This window comes from Streptomyces sp. Y7, from assembly GCF_043195415.1.
Taxonomy (GTDB): domain Bacteria; phylum Actinomycetota; class Actinomycetes; order Streptomycetales; family Streptomycetaceae; genus Streptomyces.
The window spans coordinates 14,066-37,018 of sequence record NZ_JBIDDQ010000044.1 but is presented as its reverse complement, the minus strand read 5'-3'; the positions used below and the strand labels follow the sequence as shown (position 1 = coordinate 37,018).

Below are 22,953 nucleotides of genomic sequence, written 5' to 3'. Positions count from 1 at the left end.
ATAGCGATGCAGCCCCGCCCCTCAGGCGCGCGCTCCGGTCAGCCCGGCCAGTAGGTGCGTGCCCACGTCGCCGGGCCCGGCTGGGGCAGGCGTTGGCGCGCGATGCGGGACGGGTCCGACCACCCGTCCCGCGGCCTGGGTGCGCCGGGCGGGAGGGCTGCCTCCGCCGCGGCGCGGGCGCGGACCACCGCCAGTGCGGCGGCCAGCTCCTCCGGTGTCGGGTTGCCCCGTAGGACCTTGATGTTCATGGCGGCTCCCAGCAGGCCTAGAGGGGGATGTTGCCGTGCTTCTTCGGAGGCAGGGATTCCCGCTTCGTACGCAGCTGACGCAGCCCGCGCACGACATGGCGGCGCGTCTCGGACGGCATGATCACCGCGTCGACGTAACCGCGCTCGGCCGCGACGTAGGGGTTGAGGAGGGCGTCCTCGTACTCCTGGATCAGCCGCGCGCGCACCGCCTCCAGGTCCTCCCCGCTCGCCTCGGCCTCGGCGAGGGTGCGCCGGTGCAGGATGTTGACCGCGCCCTGGGCGCCCATGACGGCGATCTGGGCGGTGGGCCAGGCGAGGTTGATGTCGGCGCCCAGGTGCTTGGAGCCCATGACGTCGTAGGCACCGCCGAAGGCCTTGCGCGTGATGATCGTGATCAGCGGGACCGTGGCCTCGGCGTAGGCGTAGATCAGCTTGGCGCCGCGCCGGATGATGCCGGTGTGCTCCTGGTCGACACCCGGCAGGAAGCCGGGCACGTCGACGAAGGTGAGGACCGGGACGTTGAAGGCGTCGCAGGTGCGCACGAAGCGCGCGGCCTTCTCGGAGGCGTCGATGTCCAGGCAGCCGGCGAACTGCATCGGCTGGTTGGCGACGATGCCGACGGGGCGCCCCTCGACCCGGCCGAAGCCGGTGATGATGTTCGGCGCGAACAGCGGCTGCGTCTCGAAGAACTCGGCGTCGTCCAGCACGTGCTCGATCACCGCGTGCATGTCGTACGGCTGGTTCGCGCTGTCCGGCACGATCGTGTCCAGCTCGCGGTCCTCGTCGGTGAGGGAGAGGTCCGCCTCCTCCTCGAACACCGGGGGCTCGGAGAGGTTGTTGGACGGCAGGTACGACAGCAGCTGCTTGACGTACTCGATGGCGTCCTTCTCGTCCCCGGCCATGTGATGTGCCACACCGGAGGTCGAGTTGTGGGTGCGGGCACCGCCCAGCTCCTCGAAGCCGACGTCCTCGCCGGTGACCGTCTTGATGACGTCCGGGCCGGTGATGAACATGTGCGAGGTCTGGTCGACCATGACCGTGAAGTCGGTGATGGCCGGGGAGTAGACCGCGCCGCCCGCACAGGGGCCGACGACCAGGCTGATCTGCGGGATGACGCCGGAGGCGTGGGTGTTGCGGCGGAAGATCTCGCCGTAGGCACCGAGGGAGGCCACGCCCTCCTGGATGCGGGCGCCGCCGGAGTCGTTGATGCCGATGACCGGGCAGCCGGTCTTCAGTGCGAAGTCCATCACCTTGACGATCTTCTGCCCGTAGACCTCGCCCAGGGCGCCGCCGAAGACGGTGAAGTCCTGCGAGAACACGGCGACCGGACGGCCGTCGACGGTGCCATACCCGGTGACGACACCGTCGCCGTACGGGCGGTTCTTCTCCAGGCCGAAGTTGGTGGAGCGGTGCCGCGCGAACTCGTCGAGCTCGACGAAGGAGCCCTCGTCGAGGAGGAGCTCGACCCGCTCACGGGCCGTCAACTTGCCTTTGGCGTGCTGCTTTTCGACGGCGCGTGCGGAGCCGGCGTGCGTCGCTTCCTCGATACGGCGCTGGAGATCCGCGAGCTTGCCCGCGGTGGTGTGGATGTCGATCCCAGGGGTCCCTTGGATCTCGTGACGCTCTTCCGGCTCGGACATCGGGATGTGGCTCCCTGCCTGCTCAAAAGGGGGGACGGTTACTCATCCGTAGAGTAGTGGGGTGCCTACCAATCGGCAGTGCGGCGTTTACCACACCTAGGGTGGGTTGCATGACGCCGCGAGATGCATCAGACGACAGCCGTTGGTCGGATCTGGAACGGCCACCGCTCAACATCGCCGCGCTGCGGCGTGGGCTCGTGCGGGAGGGCGGACTGTGGCGCCGGGTGGAGGTGGTGGGGCGCACCGGCTCCACCAACACCGACCTGGTGGACCTGGCGACGGCGGGCAAGGCGGAGGAGGGCACCGTCCTGGTCGCCGAGGAGCAGACGGCGGGCCGGGGCCGCCTGGACCGCAACTGGACCGCCCCGCCCCGCTCCGGGCTGTTCTTCTCCGTGCTGCTGAACCCCGCAGAGGTGCCGGTGCCCCGCTGGGGATGGCTGCCGCTGCTCACCGGGGTCGCCGTCGCGACGGGGCTGTCCCGGGCGGCGGGCGTCGACACGGCACTCAAGTGGCCGAACGACGTGCTGGTGACCGTCGGCGGCGAGGAACGCAAGACCGGCGGCATCCTGGCCGAGCGCGCCGGGGAGGCCGGAGTGGTCATCGGGGTCGGCATCAACGTCACCCTGCGCGCCGACGAGCTCCCGGTGCCCCAGGCGGCCTCACTGGTGCTCGCCGGCGCGGCGAGCACCGACCGCGATCCGCTGCTGCGGGGAATGCTGCGGTCCCTGGAGGAGTGGTACGGGCGTTGGCTGGCCGCGGCGGGGGACCCGTTGGTCAGCGGGCTCCAGGAGACGTATGCGGCAGGGTGCGCGACGCTGGGGAAGATGGTGCGGGCCGAGCTGCCGGGCGATCGGTCGATCACCGGGGAGGCCGTCGCCATCGACGGCGACGGACGGCTCGTGCTGGCGACGGAGGAGGGCGTCCAGGAACCGGTGGGGGCGGGAGACATCGTGCACCTGCGTCCGGCGTGAGGAGGGACCGGCGTGCGGACACCGGCGGTGGCACGTCCCGTGACCGGGAACGCGGCCCGCACCGGCGTCAGGCACCTCACCAGCGGTAGTACGGCATTGTCGGCTTTCTCTTACGGAGTGAGCTGGCGCACACCTGCCGTAAAGTGAAGGGCCGGTCGATGACCGACCGCGGCAGATCGGAAGGGCAGCTAGGCGTGACCGTCGACGACACGGGCTCCGGCACGGGCGCGGACGGCCGGGTGGACCCCAACGCCGCCGACCCCGGCGACGACCCGCTCGCCCTGCGTCTGGAGCAGCTCATCCTCGGCGCGGAGCGGCGCTACACCCCGTTTCAGGCGGCACGCAGCGCCGGGGTCTCCATGGAGCTGGCGTCCCGCTTCTGGCGGGCCATGGGCTTCGCCGACATCGGGCAGGCCAAGGCGCTGACCGAGGCCGACGTCCTGGCGCTGCGGCGCCTGGCCGGTCTCGTCGAGGCGGGCCTGCTCAGCGAGGCCATGGCCGTGCAGGTGGCGCGGTCCACGGGGCAGACCACCGCCCGGCTGGCGGAGTGGCAGATCGACTCGTTCCTGGAGGGCCTGACCGAGCCCCCGGAGCCCGGGATGACGCGCACCGAGGTGACGTACCCGATCATCGAGCTGCTCCTGCCCGAGCTGGAGGAGTTCCTCGTCTACGTCTGGCGCCGTCAGCTCGCCGCCTCGGCGGGCCGGGTCATCCAGGCCGCCGACGACGAGGAGATGGTCGACCGGCGTCTCGCCGTGGGCTTCGCCGACCTCGTCGGCTTCACCCGGCTGACCCGGCGCATGGAGGAGGAGGAACTCGGCGAACTTGTCGAGGCCTTCGAGACCACGGCGGCCGACCTGGTGGCCGCGCGCGGCGGACGGCTGATCAAGACGCTCGGCGACGAGGTGCTGTACGCGGCCGACGATGCCGGGGTCGCCGCGGAGATCGCGCTGCGACTGATCGAGACGATGGCGGGTGACGAGACGATGCCCGAGCTGCGCGTCGGCATCGCCTTCGGCACGGTGACCACCCGGATGGGCGATGTGTTCGGTACGACCGTGAACCTCGCGTCCCGGCTGACGTCGATAGCGCCTCGGGACGCCGTGCTCGTCGACAGCGCGTTCGCGGAGGAGCTCATCCGAACGGGTGAGGCGCCGGCGTCCGAGGCGGAGGCGGCGGAGGCCGCGGCCACCGCCGAGAAGGAGGGCGAGGAGCCTCCGGTGTACCGGTTCGCACTCCAGCCGATGTGGCAGCGGCCGGTGCGTGGACTGGGCGTCGTGGAGCCGTGGCTCCTGACGCGGAGGGCTTCCGCCGACGAGGAGTGAGCGATGCCTCGCGGGGGGCCGGTGGTCGGCCGCGGGTGCGTTGTAGCCGGTTGCGCAGTTCCCCGCGCCCCTGGGGGTTTTGGTGTGGGGGTTGTTGCGTGGCCGGGTGGGGCGTCTGGGGTTGAGGTGCGGCTGCGGGTGGTCGTGGCTGGTTGCGCGGTCCCCCCGCCCCTGGGGGTTTTGGTGCGGGGGTTGTTGTCGGGGGCGGGGCGTCCGGGGTCGTGGGACGGCCGCGGGTGGGTTGTGGCTGGTCGCGCCGTTCCCCGCGCCCCTGGGGGGTTTCAGTGAGCGGGTTTGTCGGGGTGGTCCCCCGTTGCTGTGGGGTGTTTCAGTGGCGGGCGGACAGGGGGTCGACGCACAGGCCGATGATCGGGATGCAGACGGAGTTGTCGTCGGGGTGAGTCGGCTGGGCGGGCGGGGGGCTCGTCGGGGGTCGGCCGGGCGTTTCCGCCGGGGGTGAGGTCGGCCGAGGAGCCTGGGGCGCTGTCGTCGCTGGTTCGGGCGCCGGTGTGTCCGGCTGGGTGCCGGGTGCCGTGGGGGCCGTGGCGCCGCCCGGGAAGCGCGGTGCGGTCGTAGCGTTCCGAGTCGGGGTCGGTACGACGATCGAGTCCGTCGTCGGCGCCGTGCCCAGGCCGCCCATGGCCGAGGTCGCCGACGGCGTCGCCCTCGGGTTGGTCGGCGGCAGGGTGGCCGCGGCGTTCGTCGAGCGGTCCGGTTCCGCGTCCGAGCCCGGTGCCGCGGCGGGGTCGGACTCCGTCGCGCCCAGGCCGCCGACTCCGGAATCGGGCGCCATGCGTACGAGGCTCAGGGCGCCTGCCGCCAGAGCCAGCCCGCCGGCCGCGAGGAGAACCTTGCGGGGGCGGGGACGGCGGTGCCGGCCACGGGGACCGAAGAGCCGGGTGACGGCGGGGACGCCCGCGGGAACCTCCGCAGCGGACTCCAGCACCTCCCGCCGCCCCTCAGCGGCGGCCCCGTTCCCTTTCCGTCGAGCTGCGGCGGTGGTCTCCTGCGCTTGCCGTCGCGACTCCGAGGCAGTGCCCTGTGCCTCCGCAGCCGCCCCGGGCTCTCCGCGTCGGGTCTCCGCAGTGGCCTCAGGGCCTCCCCGTCGGGGCTGTGGAGTCGCTTTTGTCTTGGTTCCTTGTGGGGCCGTGCCTTCTGCTGCCCCCGTTGCGCCGTTCTTCTCCCGTGTTCTCGGACCTCGCGCCGTCCCGCTCATCTCGACCCTCCCCATGCGCTCGCGCCCCCAATGCGCCGTGGCGTGGCGCACGTTATGCGGTGCGATGGGCGGTCGGGCGGGATGTCACTCGAACGGGGTGTCGGACCTGGACACGGGAACCGCTCGTGGTGGCCCTTTCCCCGGCGGGGCCCGGCCTGCGATGATCGGGGCGAGTGTTGTTAACCCGCGTTAACCGGAGGGTGTCATGAGTGAGGAGCGGTACGGGGAGTTCGTGCTGGTGCGGCGGCACGGCGACGGAGGTGCCCGGCACGTCGCGGAGCTCGCCCTCGACCGGCCCAAGGCCATGAACGCCGTCTCGACGGAGATGGCCCGCTCGATCGCGGCGGCGTGCGCCGCGCTGGGCGCCGACCGTGACGTACGGGTGGTGGTTCTGACCTCGACGCACGAGCGGGCGTTCTGCGTCGGGGCTGACCTGAAGGAGCGGAACTCCTTCAGCGACGCGGATCTGGTCCGCCAGCGGCCGGTGGCGCGGGGTGCGTACACCGGCGTGCTGGAGCTGCCGGTGCCCACGATCGCGGCCGTGCACGGCTTCGCGCTGGGCGGCGGCTTCGAGCTGGCCCTGTCGTGCGATGTGATCGTGGCCGACGGTACGGCCGTGGTGGGGCTGCCCGAGGTGTCCGTCGGGGTGATCCCGGGCGGCGGCGGCACGCAGCTGCTGCCCCGCCGGGTGGGTGCGGCCCGGGCCGCGGAGCTGATCTTCACGGCACGTCGGGTCGAGGCCGCCGAGGCCCGGGAGCTGGGGCTGGTGGACGTACTCGTGGACGACGGGCGCGACCGGGAGGAGGCCCTCGCCCTGGGCGCCCGGATGGCGGCGAACTCGCCGGTGGGCCTGCGATCCGCCAAGCGCGCCCTGCGTCTGGGGCACGGGCTGGATCTGCGGGCCGGCCTGGACGTCGAGGACGCGGCGTGGCGCGCCACGGCCTTCTCCGGGGACCGGGCGGAGGGCGTGGCGGCCTTCAATGAGAAGCGGAAGCCGGAGTGGCCGGGGGAGTGAGGGGGCGTACTTCTCGGCGAGGGCCTTCGGTGCCGGCGGACGACGCCGCTCGGCTTCTCGGTGAGGGCCTCTCGGCTTCTCGGTGACGGCCGCTCGACTTCTCGGCGAGGGGCCTCTCGGCTTCTCGGGCGGAGGTGCGGTGAGCCTTCGCGACGGGCGCTGTGAGTGTGCGTGAGCGTGCGGTGCGGGAGGGGGCGGCGGGGGCGCGGCGAGTTCCTGCTCGGGCCCCGCGAGTTCTTGCTCGGGCCCCGTGAGTTCTTGCTCGGGCCACCCGCAAGTTCTTGCTCGGCCCCCCGCGAGTTCCTGCTGAGGCGCTCCGCGCGTTCGCCGTCCCGCGTTCGCCGTCCCGCGTTCGCCTGATCCCCCTTGACCTCCCCGTTCGCCACGCCAACGTCCCAAATCCGGGCAAAACTCCCTAGCCTGGGGTGATGGGTGAGGACAGACGGCTCACGGCCGTGGTGGCGCTGGCGCAGGGGATGGCGGCGGCGCACACTCCGCGCGAGTCCTGGCGGGCGGCGGCGCTCGGGGCGTGCCGGGCGCTCATGGGGAGCTTTGCCGCGCTGTCGGTGTGGGAGCGGGACCTCGGGCGGCTGCGGGTGCTGGTGAACGTGGGGGACCGTGCCCAGGGGGAGGAGGAGTTCCCGGGCGGGGAGACCTATCCCGTGCACCAGTTCCCGGAGATCACCGAGTTCCTGCACGAGCGGTGGGTCGCCGGCGGTGAGCCCAACGCCTGGGTCGAGACGGCCGAGGGGCCCGCCGCCGGGCACCCCGGCTACTGCCATCAGCGGGTCGCCGCCCTCCGCCGCCGTGGCCGGGGGTGCTGTGTCGTCGCTCCGATCGTGCTGAACGGGCGGGCCTGGGGCGAGCTGTACGTCGCCCGGTCCGCCGGAGCGCCGGTCTTCGGCCGCGGGGACGCCGACTTCGCGACCGTGCTCGCCTCCGTCGTGGCCGCCGGGCTGGCGCAGAGCGAGCGGCTGGAGGAGGCCCGGCGGCTGGCGTTCACCGACGCGCTGACCGGGCTCGCGAATCGCCGTGCCGTCGATGTGCGGCTGGAGGAGGCGATCGAACGGCATCGCGACCGGGGTGTCGTCGTCAGCCTCGTGGTCTGCGACCTCAACGGGCTCAAGCATGTCAACGACACCCGCGGCCACGCCGTCGGCGACCGGCTGCTGGAGCGGTTCGGGTCGGTGCTGTCGCTGTGCGGCGCGATGCTGCCGGGGGCCCTGGCGGCCCGACTCGGCGGTGACGAGTTCTGTCTGCTGGTCGTCGGGTCGCCGGCCGACGACGTGGTGAAGGCCGCGGACGAACTGTGCCGTCGCGCCGGTGAGTTGGAGCTCGGTGAGGGGGTGGCGTGCGGGGTCGCGTCGACGGAGGACCCCATCGGGCCCGTGCGCTCCGCCCGGCGGCTGTTCCGGCTCGCCGACGCCGCGCAGTACCAGGCCAAGGCGGTGCGCGCGGACCGGCCCGTGGTGGCCGGGCGGGCGGGGGAGGACGATCCGGTGGTGCGGCTCGCCGACGCCGAGCCGTCGGGGGAGGGAGCCGTGGAGCGGCGGCGCTTCAGGGGCCGGCGCCCGTGACGCCGCCCGGACGCCCGTGGTCGTGCGCCCCGGCGCGGTAAGGGGTGTACCGCCCACCCACTAGTGACATCTTCGTCTTCACTGCGTACGCTCCTGAATATGGATATGCACACTGTGGTGGTGGGGACGTCCGGGGTCACCGCGTCCGACGTTCTTGCCGTGGCGCGGGGCGGGGCCCGCGTCGAGCTGTCGGCCGAGGCGGTCGCGGCGCTCACCGCGGCCCGCGAGATCGTGGACGCGCTGGCGGCCAAGCCCGATCCCGTCTACGGCGTCTCCACCGGCTTCGGCGCCCTGGCGACCCGGCACATCAGCCAGGAACTGCGGGCCCAGCTGCAGCGCAACATCGTCCGTTCGCACGCCGCCGGCATGGGGCCGCGCGTGGAGCGGGAGGTCGTACGGGCGCTGATGTTCCTGCGGCTGAAGACCGTCTGCTCGGGACACACGGGCGTGCGGCCCGAGGTCGCGCAGACCATGGCCGACGTGCTCAACGCCGGCATCACGCCGGTCGTCCACGAGTACGGCTCCCTCGGCTGCTCCGGAGACCTCGCCCCCCTCTCGCACTGCGCGCTGACGCTGATGGGCGAAGGGGACGCCGAAGGCCCGGACGGAGTCGTGCGGCCCGCCGGCGAGCTGCTCGCCGCGCACGGCATCGCGGCCGTCGAACTGCGCGAGAAGGAGGGCCTCGCCCTCCTCAACGGCACCGACGGCATGCTCGGCATGCTGATCATGGCCCTCGCCGACCTCGACACCCTCTACAAGTCCGCCGACATCACCGCCGCCCTCAGCCTCGAAGGTCTGCTCGGCACGGACAAGGTGCTCGCGCCCGAGCTGCACGCCATCCGGCCGCACCCCGGCCAGGGTGCCTCCGCCGCCAACATGCTGGCGGTGCTGGAGGGTTCGGAGCTGACCGGGCACCACCAGGACGACGCGCCCCGCGTGCAGGACGCGTACTCGGTGCGCTGCGCGCCGCAGGTCGCCGGTGCCGGGCGAGACACCATGGCGCACGCCCGGCTCGTCGCCGAGCGCGAGCTCGCCGCCGCCGTCGACAACCCGGTCGTCCTGCCCGACGGCCGCGTGGAGTCCAACGGCAACTTCCACGGGGCGCCCGTCGCCTACGTGCTCGACTTCCTCGCCATCGCCGCCGCCGACCTGGCCTCCATCGCCGAGCGCCGCACCGACCGGCTGCTGGACAAGAACCGCAGCCACGGGCTGCCGCCGTTCCTGGCCGACGACGCCGGTGTCGACTCCGGGCTGATGATCGCCCAGTACACGCAGGCCGCCCTGGTCAGCGAGCTGAAGAGGCTGGCCGTGCCCGCCTCCGCCGACTCGATCCCGTCGTCGGCGATGCAGGAGGACCACGTCTCCATGGGCTGGTCCGCCGCCCGCAAGCTGCGCACGGCCGTGGACAACCTCACCCGCGTCCTCGCGATCGAGCTGTACGCCGCCACCCGCGCCATAGAACTGCGCGAGGGGCTCGCCCCGGCCCCGGCCTCCCGGTCGGTCATCGACGCCGCGCGGGCCGCCGGTGTGCGGGGCGCGGGACCGGACCGCTTCCTGGCGCCCGACCTCGCCGCCGCCGACGCCTTCGTGCGGGCCGGGGAGCTCGTCACCGCCGCCGAGAAGGTCACCGGCCCGCTCCAGTGACACGGAAGGGGCCCTGTCGTACGGCCGACAGGGCCCCGATACGGCGGATACGGGTTACTTCAGCTTGGCGGCCTGCGCGTCGACGACCGCGGCCGGGACGTCGTACGGCTTGTCCGTGATCATCAGGCCGAGGTTCATCGTGTAGTACGTGGCGATGGTGCTGCCGTGCCGCACCACCTCGACGTGCGTGGTGGCCACGTCGCCGTCCTCCGCGTCGCTCTTCGCGGTGAACCCGACGGACTCGTCACCGCTGCCGGACGCCTTCTCCGCGGTGATCCCGGTGACCTTCTGGTCCGTGCCCTGCATGGTGACCGGGAAGCCCCCGGAGCAGCTCTCCACCGCGTCCGACACGGACTTGAAGGTCGCCTCGGCGCCGTCACCGTCGTACGAGGAGAGCCCGACGACCGTCAGGGTCATGTCCATCGCGTTGGTGATCGAGTCCTCGATCTCGCTCTCCGTGAGGTCCTCGATGGACTTGGAGGCGTTGTCGGTGGGCTTCTTCTTCTCCTGCGTGACCATGACGGACGCTTCCGAGGCGGCCTCGCCCGGAGCCTGGCCGCCCATGGCGTAGGCCAGCGGAGCGCACTTGTCGTCGCCGCTCTTGACCTGGTCCTTGGACTTCGGCAGCTGCTTGCCGGAGGCGTCCACCTTGTAACCCTCGACATCGCCCTGGGCAATGATCGACTTCTTCAACTCCGCGGCGCTGAGGGCCTTCGCGTCGGCGCCGCCGGAGTCACCCCCGCAGCCCGTGACAAGGGCGAGCGACAGCGCGCTCACGGCAACCGTGGCGGCTACACGCACGCCCGATGATCTCTTCATGGGCGGACTATGAAGCCCAGGTCAACGGGGCGTCAAACGAATTTAAAAACCGAGGCGTTCGCGGCGGACCGAGTAGGCGATGAAGCCCGCCCCGAGGGTCAGGAAGAGCGTGCCGCCCACGACGTACGGCGTGGTGTCGAAGCTTCCGGTGTCGGCGAGCCGGGTGGCGTCCGCGGTGGTGCCGTCCGTACTCTCCGAGGCGGCCCGTGCCTGCTGGGTGACCTGCGAGGTGGGCGTCGCCGAGGGCTCGGTTCTCGCCGGTTCGTCGCCCGTCGCGTTGGCGGAGGGCACGAACCACAGAGCGCCCAGCAGGGCCCCCGCGGCGGTGGCGGTCAGCAGCGATCGGCGTGCGGTGGACGACGATCGGTGAGCGGCGGACACGGAATATCGATCCCCTTGTGGTGCTGGCGAATTGGCCGTGTGGGGCGATGTTAGTGAAAGTCGCGGGTCACGGGAAAGTCACGGGAGAAATGCGCCGTACTCTCCGGGCATGAGTACTCCAGAAACATCACGTTTTGTGCGGCTTCGCGTGGAACTCGTCCTGGAAGTGGACGACGCGGATGCCGTCACGAAGGCCGCGCTGCTGCGGATCGCCGGCGACAGCACCGTGCCGGTCGACGAACGCGTCCACGCCGAGAGCGCTGTGACGCAAGACACTGCGGAGGCCCTCGCGTATCTGGTCGATCCGTTCGACCTGGTCAGCGAGGTGCCGGGGGTGGAGCTCGCCCAGGCCTCCTGGTCCAGCGAGAGCATCGAGTACGACCCGGATTCGCCGGACTGGGACCTCGACGAGGATGATGGCGAGGAGGACTTCGACGGCGAAGGGGCCGTGCGGGCCGGCTGAGGCGTCTTGGGGAATTCGTGACCCTGGGCGGCAACCGCCGCCCGGGGTTTCGTCGTCTCATGGGGCGCACTGACCGACATCCGCACCATCCGCCCCGGCGAACGTGGTGTGCCCCACACATGCAAGGCATGGGGAACGGGACGAACCGGTCGTAGCGTTGAAGATTCTTACGGGGACTCTCGGGCGTTTTGGGGATTCGGGAAAGATGGAGAAGCGTGTGATGACGAACAGTAGGCGGCGCAAGGGCCTGACGGTCGCGTCCGCACTGCTCGGCGGTGTCCTGGTGCTCTCGGCCTGCTCCAGCGGCGGTGACGCCTCCGCGAGCGACGACGACACCTCGCAGGCCAAGGTCGACGAGGCGGCAGCCAAGAAGACCTCCGAGGCGCAGATCAAGATCACGCCAGAGGACGGCAGCGACAACGCCTCCATCAACAGCTCCGCCGTCACCGTGAGCAAGGGCACGCTCACCGAGGTGACGATGGCGACCGCCGACGGCGCCGCGGTCGAGGGGGAGATATCCGCCGACAGGACCAGCTGGAAGCCCAGCGCCCAGCTGGACCGCTCCACGACCTACAAGGTCGCGGTCACGGCGAAGGACTCCAAGGGCCTGGAGGCCCACGAGAACGCCTCCTTCACCACGGTCTCCCCGGACAACAGCTTCCTCGGCTACTTCACGCCGGAGGACGGCTCCACGGTCGGCGTGGGCATGCCCGTCTCGATCAACTTCGACAAGTCGATCAGCAACAAGGCGGCCGTCCAGAAGGGCATCACCGTCACCTCGACCAGCGGCCAGGAAGTCGCCTGCCACTGGTTCAACGAGACCCGCATGGACTGCCGGCCCGACGAGTACTGGCAGGAGGGCTCGACCGTCACCCTGAAGATGGCCCTGGACGGCGTCGAGGGCGCCAAGGGCGTCTACGGCGTCCAGGAGAAGACGGTCACCTTCAAGATCGGCCGCAACCAGGTCTCCTACGTCGACGCGAAGACCAAGCAGATGAAGGTCACGCAGGACGGCAAGACCGTCAAGACCATCCCGATCTCCGCCGGGTCCCCGGAGAACAAGACCTACCAGGGCGTCATGGTGATGTCCGAGAAGTTCAAGGAGACGCGCATGAACGGCGCGACCGTGGGCTTCACGGACGACGACGGCAAGGGCGAGTACGACATCAAGGACGTGCCGCACGCCATCCGCCTGTCCAGCTCCGGCACCTTCATCCACGGCAACTACTGGGGTGCCAAGTCCATCTTCGGCAGCGTGAACACCAGCCACGGCTGCGTGGGCCTGTCCGACACCAAGGGTGCCAACGACAAGGGCACCGCGGGCTACTGGTTCTTCAACAACTCCATCGTCGGTGACGTCGTGGTCGTCCAGAACACCGGCGACAAGACGATCGCGCCGGACAACGGCCTCAACGGCTGGAACATGGACTGGGCGCAGTGGAAGGCCGGTTCGGCCGTCTGACCCGTCCCGGGAGCCCAGCAGCCCCACAGTCGGCGCACAGCTGACCGATGCCGCCCCCAGGGGCGGCATCGGTGTTTCCGGGGGCCGTCCCAGCCTTCTCATCCATCTCTTATTTCGGCCTTATCCCTTCATCACACGCCGTCCCTACTTTGCGGCGCATGTTCTTCACCTACCTGAGGCGCGAGCTGCGCCGCCGCAGAAAGGCGGCCCTCGTCGTCGCCTCCGGACTCGCGCTGGGCATCGCGCTGGTCATCGTGGTCAACTCCGTGTCCTCGGGCATGAGCAAGGCCCAGGACAAGGTCCTCCAGTCGCTGTACGGCCTGGGCACGGACATGACCGTCACCAAGGCCGCCGAACCGGCGGCGAGCTCCTCCGAGCGACCGCGCTTCCAGTTCGACGCGCAGGCCGACGGCTCCGACGAGGAGCAGTCCACCGACCGCGTCATGGTCCAGGGCTTCCAGACCCTGTCGAGCTCGACCGTCACGAAGGTCGGCTCGCAGAGCGGGGTCTCCGACGCCGTCGGCGGGCTGAGCCTGCAGGTCATCAAGGTCAGCGGGCAGTTCACCCGCGGTCAGTTCCAGCAGGACCAGAGCGGCGGCGGCCAGCAGGGCGGCCCCGGGCAGGGCAGCGGCGGCACCGGCCAGCCGCAGGGCGAGGTGCGCGGCGGCGGCGCCGACTTCGACGTCAACAACTACTCCGTCTACGGCGCCGACGTCACCAAGCCGGCGCTCGGCCCGCTGACCTCGTCGAAGATCACCAGCGGCCGTACGTTCAAGACGTCGGAGACGAACGCGAAGGTCGTCGTCGCCGACACCTCGTACGCCAAGGAGAAGAAGCTCAAGGTCGGCTCGACCGTCACGGTCAAGGGCACCAAGTTCAAGGTCATCGGCATCGCCACGCCGGACAGCGGGGACGCGGCCGCCAACCTCTACATCCCGCTGAAGCAGGCGCAGACGCTCGCCGACGCCAAGGACAAGGTCACCACGATCTACGTCAAGGCGACCGACTCCCAGCAGATCGACGCCGTCAAGTCGACCATCCAGAAGAACATATCCGGTACGACGGTGACGACCTCCGCGGACCTCGCGGACACGGTGTCCGGCTCCCTGTCCACGGCCTCCTCCCTCGCGGCGAACGTCGGCAAGTGGCTGTCGATCGCGGTGCTCGTGGCCGCGTTCCTGGTCGCCGGACTGCTCACCTCCTCGGCCGTCTCCCGCCGGGTGCGCGAGTTCGGCACGCTCAAGGCGCTGGGCTGGAAGTCGGGCCGGGTGACCCGGCAGGTGGTCGGCGAGGCGGTCGTGAACGGGCTGCTGGGCGGGGCGCTGGGGATCGCGCTCGGCCTGGCCGGTGCCTATGTCGTGACGGCGATCAGCCCCACGCTGGAGGCGCAGTTGGGCGGCGGCGGGGGCGGCACGGGTGGCGGCCCCGGTGGTGGCGGCGGCTTCGGGGGCGGTGGGCCCATGCGGCAGACGGCGTCCTCGACGCTCGACGTCGCCCTGACGGCACCGGTGAGCCTCACGACGGTCGCGCTGGCGGTTGGCCTGGCGGTGGCCGGCGGCCTGATCGCCGGAGCGTTCGGCGGCTGGCGCGCGTCGCGTCTGCGCCCGGCGGACGCACTGAGGCGCGTCGAGTAGCGGACGCGTTGCCGCAACGCCCCAAGGGGCGCGGGGAACTGCGCGACCAGCCCCCACTCACCCGCGGCCGGACAGCAACTCCCACCACCCCGAACCCCACCCAGGAGCCACCCACCATGTACGAACTCAGAAACGTCACCAAGCGGTACACCCGGGGCAAGGACACCGTCCACGCCCTGGACGGCGTCGACCTCACCATCGCCGACGGCGACCGTCTCGTCATCCAGGGCCCCACCGGCGGCGGCAAGTCCACCCTCCTCCAGATGCTCGGCGGCCTGGACCGCCCCACCTCGGGCGAAGTCGTCCTCGACGGCACCGACCTGGCGAAGCTCTCCGAGACCCGGCTCACGAAGGTCCGCAGTGAGAACATCGGCTTCGTCTTCCAGTCCTTCAACCTGATCCCGACCCTCACCGCCCAGGAGAACGTCGAGACCGCCCTCGTGCCCCTCGGCATGAAGACGAAGGAGCGGCGCGAACGAGCCGCCGAGGCGCTGAAGTCGGTCGGCCTCGGCGAACGCCTCGCGCATCTGCCGTCCGAGATGTCCGGCGGCCAGCAGCAGCGCGTCGCCATCGCCCGCGCGCTCGTCAAGGAACCGAAGGTGCTGCTGGCCGACGAACCCACCGGAAATCTCGACGAGTCGATGCGCGACGAGATCATGGACGTACTCGAACGCATGTGGAAGGAACTGGGACTGACCTTCATCATGGTCACCCACGACTCCGCGATCGCGAAGAAGGCCCCGCGGCTGGCCACCATCCGCAAGGGCCGCATCAGTGTCAAGGAGAACGCGGGGGCGTAACCCGGCGACTGCGTAACGGAGTTCGCGCGGGCGCGTAACAGACGGCAGGCGCGCTTCTTACCTTCCTCTCATCTCTTGAGGGGCCTGATCACCCCTCGGCATACTGCGTATTCCGGGGGGTGACGCGCATGCGTACGGGACCACCCCCGGCCGGGTGAACGGGGAACTTCACCCGGACCTTCTGCAAGGGGGAAACTTGCGCAGAAAATTCAATAGAGTCGGCGCGGCCACGGTCGCCACAGCCGCCGCCGTCGCCCTCGCCGCGGGAATGACCAGCCCGGCGTCGGCCGAACCGGAGCAGCGCCCCACCGGCGCCGCCGCCTCGCTCACGTCCCCCCACCGCATCACCCTGATCACGGGTGACCGGGTCTCCGTCGACTCCAAGGGCCGCGTCGTCGGCCTGGAGCGGGCGGAGGGGCGCGAGCACATACCCGTACAGATACGTCAGGCCTACGGGCACACCCTCGTGATCCCTGCCGACGCGGCCCGGCTGCTCGCCGGCGGCAAGCTCGACCAGCGTCTCTTCGACATCACCGAGCTGAGCAAGTCCGCGACCCGCACCTCCCAGGCCAAGGGCCTGAAGGTCATCGTCGGCTACCAGGGCGCCGCGGCCGGCGCCAAGGCCGACGTCCGTGACGCGGGCAAGCTGCGCCGGACCCTGAAGTCCCTCAACGCGGACGCGGTGCAGACCCCGCACCAGGACACGCCGGAGCTGTGGGACGCGGTCACCAACGGCGACCGGGCGGCCTCCGGCATCGCGCACGTCTGGCTGGACGGCGTCCGCAAGGCCAGCCTCGACAAGTCCGTCCCGCAGATCGGCGCCCCCAAGGCGTGGGCGGCCGGCTACGACGGCAAGGGCGTCAAGATCGCCGTCCTGGACACCGGCGTCGACGCGACCCACCCGGACCTCAAGGACCAGGTGATCGCGGCGAAGAACTTCACGCCGGCCGCCACCGCCGAGGACAAGGTCGGGCACGGCACGCACGTCGCGTCCATCGCGGCCGGCACCGGCGCTGGAACTCCCGCGGGGTCCCGCGGCAAGTACAAGGGCGTGGCGCCCGGCGCCGACATCCTCAATGGCAAGGTCCTCGACGACACCGGCTCCGGTGACGACTCCGGCATCCTCGCCGGCATGGAGTGGGCCGCCGAGCAGGGCGCCCAGGTCGTCAACCTCAGCCTCGGCGGCATGGACACCCCGGAGATCGACCCGCTGGAGGCGGCGGTCAACAAACTGTCCGCCGACAAGGGGATCCTGTTCGCCATCGCGGCGGGCAACTCCGGCCCGGAGACGGTCGGTTCGCCCGGTAGCGCCGAGGCCGCGCTGACCGTAGGCGCCGTCGACGACAAGGACGCGCTCGCGCCCTGGTCCAGCACCGGCCCGCGGGTCGGCGACGGAGCGATCAAGCCGGACGTGACCGCGCCGGGTGTGGCCATCACGGCCGCGTCCGCCAAGGGCAGCCTCATCGCGCAGGAGGTCGGGGAGAACCCGCCCGGCTACGTGACCATCGAGGGCACGTCCATGGCCACCCCGCATGTCGCGGGCGCCGCGGCGATCCTCAAGCAGCAGCACCCGGACTGGACGTACGCCGAGCTGAAGGGCGCGCTCACCGCTTCCGCCAAGGGCGGCAAGTACACGCCGTTCCAGCAGGGTTCGGGCCGCATCCAGGTCGACCAGGCCATCAAGCAGTCCGTGATCGCCGAGCCGGTGTCGGTGAGCTTCGGGACCCAGCAGTGGCCGCACACCGACGACAAGCCCGTCACCAAGCAGCTGACGTACCGCAACCTCGGTACGAAGGACGTCACGCTGCAGCTCTCCGCGACGGCCACCAACCCCAACGGCCGGCCGGCTCCCGCGGGCTTCTTCAAGCTCGCGGCGACGAAGGTGACGGTCCCGGCGGGCGGGAAGGCCTCCGTCGGCTTCATCGTCGACACCAGGCTGGGCGGCACCCTCGACGGCGCCTACTCCGCGTACGTCACGGCGAGCGGCGGCGGCCAGAGTGTCCGCACCGGCGCGGCGGTGCAGCGTGAACTGGAGTCGTACGACGTCACGGTCAAGCACATCGGCCGCGACGGCAAGCCGGCCCCCGAGTACAACACCGCCCTGCTCGGCTTCGCGGGCCTGGCGGCGAACCGGGGCTACCAGGTTCCGCTCGCCGAGTCCGGCGTCACCAAGATGCGGCTGCCCAAGGGCTCGTACCTGCTGGACGCCTGGATCGCCAAGGACTGGGTGAACCTGGAGGGCGGCCTCGACTGGCTGGTCCAGCCGAAGCTGAACGTCACCAGGAACACCTCCGTGACGATCGACGCCCGCACCACGAAGTCGGCCGACATCACCGTGCCGGACGCGCAGGCCAAGCAGGTCATCGCCGGCAGCAACTACTTCTACGACCCGGCCGGCATCGGCATCGGCGTCGGCCTCGACTCCTACGCCAACCTGCGCATGGCACACCTCGGCCCGGAGGTCCCGACCGGTCTGACCCAGACCTGGAACGGCCAGTGGACCAAGGGCTCCACCGCCGAGTACGACGTCGCCACCACCGCCAAGGTCAAGAAGATCCAGGGCGACAAGGTCCGCCACTTCAAGGCGGGCGAGCTCGCCAAGGTCACCAACCACCTGGGTGCCTCGGCGTCGAACAAGACCGGGGCGCTGCTCCCGCTGGGTGTCTTCCCCGACGACATCGTGTTCGGCTCGCCCATCGAGCAGAAGCTGCCCGGGGCGCGGACGCTGTACCTGTCGACGTCCGAGAAGATCCAGTGGACGTACGACTTCGAGCAGCACGCCGGTGTGGACGCAGAAGGCTTCCCGATCATCGACGCGTACTACACGCTCGGTGTTCCGCAGACCTTCAAGGCGGGCCAGAGCTACTCGAAGACCTTCAACCGGGCTGTCTTCGGCCCGCACGTCAACAAGGACTTCGGGCTCTTCCGCGAGGGCAACGACATCTACGGCTTCCTGCCGCTGTTCGCCGACGGCAGCAAGCACGCCGGCTCGTCCGCGTTCAGCGCGGTGACCACGAGCCTGTACCGCAACGGCACCAAGCTCGCCACCAACGCGGACCCGCTGTTCGGCGAGGAGATGTTCCGTGTCCCGGCCGGGGACGCCGAGTACAGGCTGACGACCTCGGTCAAGCGGAGCGTCAAGGTCGCGGCGGCCTCCACGCGGATCGACGCGAGCTGGACCTTCCGCTCCAAGAAGCAGGCCGCGGAGCAGGTCAGGCTCCCGGCCTCCACGGTCCGCTTCGACGCGAGGACCGGGCCGGACAGCCGGGTCGAGGCCGACAAGAAGGTGACGTTCCCGGTCACCGTCGTGGGCCCGGCCGCGGGCGCGGGTCTGAAGTCGCTGCACGTGTACGTGTCGTACGACTACGGCCAGACCTGGAAGAAGCTCGAGGTCAAGGACGGAAAGATCACCGTGAAGAACCCGGCGAAGGGCAAGGGCATCTCCTTCCACGCCAAGGTCGCCGACAAGAAGGGCAACAAGGCGACCGTCTCGATCTACAACGCGTACTACGGCAAGTAGGCCCTGAGCGGATGCTGATCGCGTCCTGAGCAGGCCCTGAACAGGGAAGCCCCGCCGGAGGTACCGCCTCCGGCGGGGCTTTCACGTGGGCCGGGACAGCGGAGGACGAGCGTCCGGTCGGTTTTCGTGTTTCGGTGAGGCCATGACGGCTCACACGGTCGAATACATCAGGTACCGCATCCCCGAGCAGAAGTCGGCGGAGTTCCTCGCCGCCTACACCCGCGCCGCGGCCCAGCTCGCCGCCTCGCCGCATTGCACGGACTACGAACTCGCCCGCTGCGAGGAGGACTTCGAGCACTTCATCCTGCGCATCACCTGGACGTCGACGGAGGATCACCTCGAGGGCTTCCGCAAGTCGGAGCTGTTCCCCGACTTCCTCGCCGAGATCCGTCCGTACATCACGCACATAGAGGAGATGCGCCACTACAAACCGACGACGGTCCGCGGCGCCGGTGCCTCGGTGCCCACGCTGTACGCCTGGGCGGGCGGCGCCGAGGCGTTCGCCCGGCTGACGTCGGCCTTCTACGACAAGGTGCTCAAGGACGACCTCCTGGCCCCGCTGTTCGAGGGCCTGGACCCGCATCACGCCGAACATGTGGCGCTGTGGCTCGGTGAGGTCTTCGGCGGCCCGCCCGCCTACTCCGAGACCCAGGGCGGTCACGGCCACATGGTCGCCAAGCACCTGGGCCGCGGCATCACCGAGCCGCAGCGCCGCCGCTGGGTCAACCTCATCCAGGACGCCGCCGACGAGGCGGGCCTGCCGACGGACGCGGAGTTCCGCTCGGCGTTCCTGGCGTACGTGGAGTGGGGCACGCGGCTCGCGGTGTACTTCTCCGGCCCGGACGCGGTGCCGCCCGCGGAGCAGCCCGTGCCGCGGTGGAACTGGGGGGCGGCTCCGCCGTACCAGGGCTGACGGTCCGCCGGGCAGCGGCGGCATGGATGCCTCAGCCGCCGCTGCCGTACGGCCTCGTCAGGATCTCCAGGTTGTGGCCGTTCGGGTCCTCGAAGTAGGCGCCGCGGCCGCCGTCGTTGCGGTTGATCTCGCCGGGACGGCGGTGGTACGGGTCGGCCCAGTACGTCAGGCCGGCCTCCCTCATCCGGTCGAAGATGGTGTCGAAGTCGTCCTCCGAGACCAGGAACGCGTAGTGCTGTGGCGTGATCGCGCCGGGGGAGTCGAGGTAGTCCAGGGTCACACCGTTCGGGATCGCGACCGGGACGAAGGGGCCGTACTGCGGGCTCACCTCCAGGCCCAGGAGGTCGGCGAGGAACCGGGCCGACTCCTTCTTGTCGTGCGCGGCGACGATGGTGTGGTTGAGCTGGACGGTCATCGGGGCTGCCTCCTCGTGTGCGCGGTGCGGACTGGCTCCTTCGCCCTTCACGCTAGGCAGCGCCGCCGCACGGCACATCGGTCGCAGGGCGGGACCCGCGCTACTCCTGCGGTACTCGGCCGCGGGTCCCGGGCGTACCGGGCCGCCGCAACGGTGAGGGCCCCGGAGCAGTGCGGCTCCGGGGCCCTCGGTCCTGACTCCCGTCACGGGAGCGCGGCTGCTGCCGCGGCGGCAGCGCCGGGATCAGATCGTGGCGGTGTCGATCACGAACCGGTACCGCACGTCGCTGCCGAGCACCCGCTCGTACGCGTCGTTGATCTCGCTCGCGCCGATCAGCTCGATCTCGGCGCCGATGCCGTGCCCGGCGCAGAAGTCCAGCATCTCCTGGGTCTCGCGGATGCCGCCGATGCCGGAGCCGGCGAGGGTCTTGCGGCCCATGATCACCGAGAACAGGTTGAGCGCGACGGGCTCCTCCGGGGCGCCGACGTTCACGAAGGCGCCGTCCGTCTTGAGGAGGGACAGGTACTGGTCCAGGTTCAGCGGCGCCGACACCGTGGACAGGATCAGGTCGAAGCTGCCGCGCAGTTCCTCGAAGGTCTTCGAGTCGCTGGTGGCGTAGTAGTGGTCGGCGCCCAGCTTCAGGCCGTCGTCCTTCTTGCGCAGGGACTGCGACAGCACCGTCACCTCGGCGCCGAGCGCGTGCGCGAGCTTCACGCCCATGTGCCCGAGACCGCCCATGCCGAGGATCGCGACCTTCTTGCCGGGGCCGGTGTTCCAGTGGCGGAGCGGGGAGTACGTGGTGATGCCGGCGCAGAGCAGCGGCGCGGCGACGTCCAGGGACAGCCCGTCGGGGATGCGCAGGACGAAGCTCTCCGTGACGACGATCTGCTGCGAGTAGCCGCCGTAGGTCGGCTCGCCGTCCCTGCCGACGCCGTTGTAGGTCTGGACGTTGCCCTTGAGGCAGTACTGCTCCAGGCCGGCCCGGCAGTTCTCGCACTCGCGGCAGGAGTCGACCATGCAGCCGACGCCCACGCGGTCGCCGACCTCGTACTTCGTGACACCCGGGCCGACCTCGGCGACGATGCCCGCGATCTCGTGGCCGGGGACCATCGGGAAGGTCGCCTCGCCCCAGCCCTCACGGGCCTGGTGGATGTCGGAGTGGCAGATACCGGCGAACTTGATGTCGATCAGGACGTCGAACTCGCCGACCTCACGGCGTTCGATGGTGGTGCGCTCCAGCGGAGCCTTGGCGGCGGGTGCTGCGTATGCGGCGACGGTAGTCATGCCGGGGTTCTCCTAGCGGGGGTTTCGTGCCCGGCTGCCTTCTGTCCTGCTTTCCGTCCGGGCACGACTTCAGCCTGCCGAGATCGCCGGCGGTCACCCAGCCCTCAGTCGTTCGTACGTCGGCCGGTCCTACCACTGACGGGGACAGGCTCGTGGGCGTACGAACGGGAATACTTGAGGCATGGAAGAACAGCCCCCCGCCACGACAGGACCCGCAGCCGACGCCCGGGGCCTGGACCCGCGTGCCGAGCTCAGCGAGTTCCTGCGCACCCGGCGGGCCCGGCTGAAGCCGGAGGACGTGGGCCTGCCCGACTTCGGGCGGCACCGCAGGGTGCCGGGGCTGCGCCGCGAGGAGCTGGCGCAGCTGGCCGGGGTGTCCGTGGCGTACTACACGCGCCTGGAGCAGGGCAACGGACGCAACGTCTCGGCGGAGGTCCTCGACGCCATCGCGCGGGCGCTGCGCCTCAGCGACGCCGAGCACGCGCACCTCACGCACCTGGCGAAGCCGAAGCGGCACAAGAAGAAGCCGGCGGCCCGCACGGAACAGGTACGGCCGGTGCTGCGGCAGCTCCTGGACTCGTTCGAGGGCGTCCCCGCGTACATCTCCGGCCGGCGCTCCGACATCCTCGCCTGGAACGGGATGGCGGCGGCCGTCTTCGGCGACTGGTCGGAGCTGCCGGTCGCGGAGCGCAACTGGGCGCGGCTGGTGTTCCTGCGCCCGGAGTACCGCGAGCTGTTCGTGGAGTGGGACCAGAAGGCGTCCGACATGGTCGCCTTCCTGCGCATGGACGCCGGCTGCCACCCGGACGACCCGCGCCTGTCCGCGCTCGTCGGGGAACTCTCCGTGAAGAGCGAGGAGTTCCGGCGGCTGTGGGCCATCCACGACGTCAAGGAGAAGAGCTACGGCGTCAAGCGGCTCCGGCACCCCCTGGTGGGGGAGCTGACCTTGAACTTCGAGTCGTTCCGCCTGACCGACGGCACGGAACAGACCCTGATCACGTACCACCCGGAGCCCTGCTCGCCGTCGGCGGAGGCACTGCGGCTGCTGGCGAGCTGGGGAGCGGACGCGACGAAGGCGGGGACGAACGCCTCGGCCTGAGGCGGCCGCGTCAGGCGGCCCGGCCCTCGACCGCCGCGGCGATGTCGTCGAGGTCCTTCGCGATGGCCTTGGACACGGCCCGGGAGCCGATGCCGGCGAGAATCTTCGCGAGCACTCCCGCGACGCCCCCGGAGGTCACGCCGGTGAACGTCATCCGGACCGTCGTCGTGGACGGCCCCTCCGGCCGCAGCGCCCACTCCGACACGTAGTGGGTGCCGTGCGACTCGGCCTCCACCACATAGCGCCCGGGCGGCTCGCAGAGGGTCACCCACATCTCCTCGGTGGCCTCCTTGCCGAACATCCGCCGCGTCTCCCGCCACCGCGTGCCCACGCCGAACGCCCCCTCCGTGAGGACCTCGACGCCCGACACGCCACTGAGCACGTCCACCATGCCCCTCAGATCGGTCAGGGATTCCCACACCCGTCCCTGCCCCGCGGCGATACGCCGCTCCACGACGACGCTGGTTCTGGCCATGCACCCATGGAAGCAGCAGCCACTGACAACCGCCCGCCGATCGGACGCCACC

20 protein-coding genes are annotated in these 22,953 nt (G+C 70.8%); 12 read left to right on the top strand and 8 right to left on the bottom strand.

From position 1 onward, the window contains the following. Positions 1–38: 38 nt before the first annotated feature. Positions 39–248 (bottom strand): acyl-CoA carboxylase epsilon subunit, encoded by a 210-nt coding sequence (locus ACGFW6_RS44035; RefSeq protein WP_393523114.1) that lies wholly within the window; start codon positions 246–248, stop codon positions 39–41. 17 nt (positions 249–265) lie between these two features. Further along, the gene (locus tag ACGFW6_RS44030; RefSeq protein WP_393523111.1) at positions 266–1,888 is read right to left on the bottom strand and encodes an acyl-CoA carboxylase subunit beta; all 1,623 of its coding nucleotides are present in this window, start codon (positions 1,886–1,888) and stop codon (positions 266–268) included. 110 nt (positions 1,889–1,998) lie between these two features. Between ACGFW6_RS44030 and ACGFW6_RS44025 the strand changes: the two genes are divergently transcribed. Together ACGFW6_RS44025 and ACGFW6_RS44020 are read left to right on the top strand one after the other, a co-directional pair. Continuing rightward, positions 1,999–2,859, top strand: coding sequence for a biotin--[acetyl-CoA-carboxylase] ligase (locus tag ACGFW6_RS44025; protein ID WP_393523108.1), 861 nt, complete (start codon positions 1,999–2,001; stop codon positions 2,857–2,859). Positions 2,860–3,053: 194 nt separating this feature from the next. Then, on the top strand, positions 3,054–4,184 hold the full coding sequence (locus tag ACGFW6_RS44020) for an adenylate/guanylate cyclase domain-containing protein (RefSeq protein WP_393523106.1): 1,131 nt from the start codon (positions 3,054–3,056) through the stop codon (positions 4,182–4,184). Between the two features lie 328 nt (positions 4,185–4,512). Here the strand turns inward: ACGFW6_RS44020 and ACGFW6_RS44015 are convergent, their stop codons facing one another. Continuing rightward, entirely contained in the window at positions 4,513–5,130 is a 618-nt protein-coding gene (locus ACGFW6_RS44015; RefSeq protein WP_393523103.1) for a hypothetical protein, read from the bottom strand. 475 nt (positions 5,131–5,605) lie between these two features. On the opposite strand from ACGFW6_RS44015, the gene ACGFW6_RS44010 reads away from it, so the two are divergent. The 3 genes from ACGFW6_RS44010 (at position 5,606) to hutH (ending at position 9,636) form a co-directional block, all read left to right on the top strand. After that, positions 5,606–6,415 carry an enoyl-CoA hydratase/isomerase family protein gene (locus ACGFW6_RS44010; RefSeq protein ID WP_393523100.1) on the top strand — a complete coding sequence of 270 codons (810 nt, stop codon included), beginning with the start codon at positions 5,606–5,608 and terminating at the stop codon, positions 6,413–6,415. 428 nt (positions 6,416–6,843) lie between these two features. Then, on the top strand, positions 6,844–7,992 hold the full coding sequence (locus ACGFW6_RS44005; protein WP_393523097.1) for a diguanylate cyclase domain-containing protein: 1,149 nt from the start codon (positions 6,844–6,846) through the stop codon (positions 7,990–7,992). Between the two features lie 105 nt (positions 7,993–8,097). After that, entirely contained in the window at positions 8,098–9,636 is a 1,539-nt protein-coding gene (gene hutH / locus ACGFW6_RS44000) for a histidine ammonia-lyase (protein WP_393523155.1), read from the top strand. Positions 9,637–9,690: 54 nt separating this feature from the next. Here hutH and ACGFW6_RS43995 read toward each other — a convergent pair whose 3' ends face one another. Together ACGFW6_RS43995 and ACGFW6_RS43990 are read right to left on the bottom strand one after the other, a co-directional pair. Beyond that, positions 9,691–10,455 carry a hypothetical protein gene (locus ACGFW6_RS43995; RefSeq protein ID WP_393523094.1) on the bottom strand — a complete coding sequence of 255 codons (765 nt, stop codon included), beginning with the start codon at positions 10,453–10,455 and terminating at the stop codon, positions 9,691–9,693. Between the two features lie 42 nt (positions 10,456–10,497). Continuing rightward, the gene (locus ACGFW6_RS43990; RefSeq protein ID WP_393523152.1) at positions 10,498–10,794 is read right to left on the bottom strand and encodes a hypothetical protein; all 297 of its coding nucleotides are present in this window, start codon (positions 10,792–10,794) and stop codon (positions 10,498–10,500) included. A gap of 190 nt (positions 10,795–10,984) precedes the next feature. Between ACGFW6_RS43990 and ACGFW6_RS43985 the strand changes: the two genes are divergently transcribed. The 6 genes from ACGFW6_RS43985 to ACGFW6_RS43960 all read left to right on the top strand — a co-directional run bounded on the left by ACGFW6_RS43985 (position 10,985) and on the right by ACGFW6_RS43960 (position 19,628). Next, entirely contained in the window at positions 10,985–11,299 is a 315-nt protein-coding gene (locus ACGFW6_RS43985; RefSeq protein ID WP_393523092.1) for a hypothetical protein, read from the top strand. Positions 11,300–11,519: 220 nt separating this feature from the next. After that, a complete protein-coding gene (locus ACGFW6_RS43980; protein WP_393523090.1) occupies positions 11,520–12,761 on the top strand; it encodes an Ig-like domain-containing protein in 1,242 nt (413 codons plus the stop codon). Between the two features lie 158 nt (positions 12,762–12,919). After that, on the top strand, positions 12,920–14,395 hold the full coding sequence (locus tag ACGFW6_RS43975; protein ID WP_393523088.1) for an ABC transporter permease: 1,476 nt from the start codon (positions 12,920–12,922) through the stop codon (positions 14,393–14,395). Between the two features lie 116 nt (positions 14,396–14,511). Beyond that, positions 14,512–15,195 (top strand): ABC transporter ATP-binding protein, encoded by a 684-nt coding sequence (locus ACGFW6_RS43970; RefSeq protein WP_393523085.1) that lies wholly within the window; start codon positions 14,512–14,514, stop codon positions 15,193–15,195. Between the two features lie 268 nt (positions 15,196–15,463). Further along, complete coding sequence (locus ACGFW6_RS43965; protein WP_393523149.1) at positions 15,464–18,715, top strand: S8 family serine peptidase; 3,252 nt, start codon at positions 15,464–15,466, stop codon at positions 18,713–18,715. A 142-nt stretch (positions 18,716–18,857) separates the two neighbouring features. Further along, positions 18,858–19,628, top strand: coding sequence for a group II truncated hemoglobin (locus ACGFW6_RS43960; protein ID WP_393523082.1), 771 nt, complete (start codon positions 18,858–18,860; stop codon positions 19,626–19,628). 31 nt (positions 19,629–19,659) lie between these two features. Here the strand turns inward: ACGFW6_RS43960 and ACGFW6_RS43955 are convergent, their stop codons facing one another. Beyond that, positions 19,660–20,043 (bottom strand): VOC family protein, encoded by a 384-nt coding sequence (locus ACGFW6_RS43955; protein ID WP_393523080.1) that lies wholly within the window; start codon positions 20,041–20,043, stop codon positions 19,660–19,662. 243 nt (positions 20,044–20,286) lie between these two features. Beyond that, a complete protein-coding gene (locus ACGFW6_RS43950) occupies positions 20,287–21,327 on the bottom strand; it encodes an NAD(P)-dependent alcohol dehydrogenase (protein WP_393523077.1) in 1,041 nt (346 codons plus the stop codon). A gap of 181 nt (positions 21,328–21,508) precedes the next feature. Between ACGFW6_RS43950 and ACGFW6_RS43945 the strand changes: the two genes are divergently transcribed. Next, the gene (locus ACGFW6_RS43945) at positions 21,509–22,426 is read left to right on the top strand and encodes a helix-turn-helix domain-containing protein (RefSeq protein WP_393523075.1); all 918 of its coding nucleotides are present in this window, start codon (positions 21,509–21,511) and stop codon (positions 22,424–22,426) included. A 10-nt stretch (positions 22,427–22,436) separates the two neighbouring features. Here the strand turns inward: ACGFW6_RS43945 and ACGFW6_RS43940 are convergent, their stop codons facing one another. Then, positions 22,437–22,901, bottom strand: a complete 465-nt coding sequence (locus tag ACGFW6_RS43940) for an SRPBCC family protein (protein WP_393523073.1) — start codon at positions 22,899–22,901, stop codon at positions 22,437–22,439. Positions 22,902–22,953 lie beyond the last annotated feature (52 nt).

What these genes read in the sequence shown, in the direction of transcription:
- ACGFW6_RS44035 (WP_393523114.1), bottom strand. Translation starts at nt 248, where the DNA reads ATGAACATCAAGGTCCTACGGGGCAACCCGACACCGGAGGAGCTGGCC.
- ACGFW6_RS44030 (WP_393523111.1), bottom strand. Translation starts at nt 1,888, where the DNA reads ATGTCCGAGCCGGAAGAGCGTCACGAGATCCAAGGGACCCCTGGGATC.
- ACGFW6_RS44025 (WP_393523108.1), top strand. Translation starts at nt 1,999, where the DNA reads ATGACGCCGCGAGATGCATCAGACGACAGCCGTTGGTCGGATCTGGAA.
- ACGFW6_RS44010 (WP_393523100.1), top strand. Translation starts at nt 5,606, where the DNA reads ATGAGTGAGGAGCGGTACGGGGAGTTCGTGCTGGTGCGGCGGCACGGC.
- ACGFW6_RS44005 (WP_393523097.1), top strand. Translation starts at nt 6,844, where the DNA reads ATGGGTGAGGACAGACGGCTCACGGCCGTGGTGGCGCTGGCGCAGGGG.
- hutH (WP_393523155.1), top strand. Translation starts at nt 8,098, where the DNA reads ATGCACACTGTGGTGGTGGGGACGTCCGGGGTCACCGCGTCCGACGTT.
- ACGFW6_RS43995 (WP_393523094.1), bottom strand. Translation starts at nt 10,455, where the DNA reads ATGAAGAGATCATCGGGCGTGCGTGTAGCCGCCACGGTTGCCGTGAGC.
- ACGFW6_RS43980 (WP_393523090.1), top strand. Translation starts at nt 11,520, where the DNA reads ATGACGAACAGTAGGCGGCGCAAGGGCCTGACGGTCGCGTCCGCACTG.
- ACGFW6_RS43975 (WP_393523088.1), top strand. Translation starts at nt 12,920, where the DNA reads ATGTTCTTCACCTACCTGAGGCGCGAGCTGCGCCGCCGCAGAAAGGCG.
- ACGFW6_RS43970 (WP_393523085.1), top strand. Translation starts at nt 14,512, where the DNA reads ATGTACGAACTCAGAAACGTCACCAAGCGGTACACCCGGGGCAAGGAC.
- ACGFW6_RS43965 (WP_393523149.1), top strand. Translation starts at nt 15,464, where the DNA reads ATGACCAGCCCGGCGTCGGCCGAACCGGAGCAGCGCCCCACCGGCGCC.
- ACGFW6_RS43960 (WP_393523082.1), top strand. Translation starts at nt 18,858, where the DNA reads ATGACGGCTCACACGGTCGAATACATCAGGTACCGCATCCCCGAGCAG.
- ACGFW6_RS43955 (WP_393523080.1), bottom strand. Translation starts at nt 20,043, where the DNA reads ATGACCGTCCAGCTCAACCACACCATCGTCGCCGCGCACGACAAGAAG.
- ACGFW6_RS43950 (WP_393523077.1), bottom strand. Translation starts at nt 21,327, where the DNA reads ATGACTACCGTCGCCGCATACGCAGCACCCGCCGCCAAGGCTCCGCTG.
- ACGFW6_RS43945 (WP_393523075.1), top strand. Translation starts at nt 21,509, where the DNA reads ATGGAAGAACAGCCCCCCGCCACGACAGGACCCGCAGCCGACGCCCGG.
- ACGFW6_RS43940 (WP_393523073.1), bottom strand. Translation starts at nt 22,901, where the DNA reads ATGGCCAGAACCAGCGTCGTCGTGGAGCGGCGTATCGCCGCGGGGCAG.